At 54.6% G+C, this 732-nt stretch carries 1 pseudogene; it reads right to left on the reverse strand.

Features of this window, described 5'->3' with window-relative positions:
- Window positions 1-39 precede the first annotated feature (39 nt).
- A pseudogene (locus QVP90_RS03305) lies at window positions 40-732 on the reverse strand (carboxymuconolactone decarboxylase family protein); the annotation flags it as partial.

The following is a 732-nucleotide window of genomic DNA, read 5'->3' on the forward strand; positions in this document are numbered from 1 at the left end:
GTAAGTAGGCTCATAAGTATCAATACTATCTGTTTCATGTCATTTTAATTTAGAATATTCTTCATCACCGACAGGTTCCAGCCATTCGGTACTGTTGTTCTCACCGGGCACTTCGATGGCTAAATGCGAGAACCAGCTGTCGGGAGCAGCCCCGTGCCAATGTTTCACGCCTGCCGGAATATTGATTGCATCCCCGGAATGTAGTTCCACCGGCTCTTTGCCCCACTCCTGATAGTAGCCGCGACCGCCCACGCATACGAGTGTCTGACCGCCGCCTTTCGTTGCCTTGTGCACATGCCAGTTGTTGCGGCAGCCCGGCTCGAAGGTCACATTTACCACGGGGACTCCGTCCGTTACACGGGAGCCGTGTAGCTCTGGCCGATGAAATACTTGGCATAGGCATCGTTGGGTTTCCCCACGGGGAAAATGATAGTTTGCGCGTAGGCTTCGAGCGAACCTGCCGCCACGCTGTCTGCATTACCGCCGGTCCAAACCTCTTTTGCCATACGGAAAGCCGCCCATGCTTTCGGCCAGCCCGCGTAGAATGCGGCATGGGTGAGTATTTCGGCTATCTCGGTTCGGGTCACTCCGTTCTTCTTCGCCGATTCGAGATGGTACTTGAACGAGGAATCGGTCAGTCCCTGCGACATCAGGGCCACTACGGTTACGATGGAACGGTCGCGGAGCGAAAGCAGATTGTTCCGGCTCCACACTTCCCCGAAAAGAATATCA

The organism is Bacteroides sp. CAG:189 (genome assembly GCF_000432295.1).
Lineage (GTDB): Bacteria > Bacteroidota > Bacteroidia > Bacteroidales > Bacteroidaceae > Bacteroides > Bacteroides salyersiae.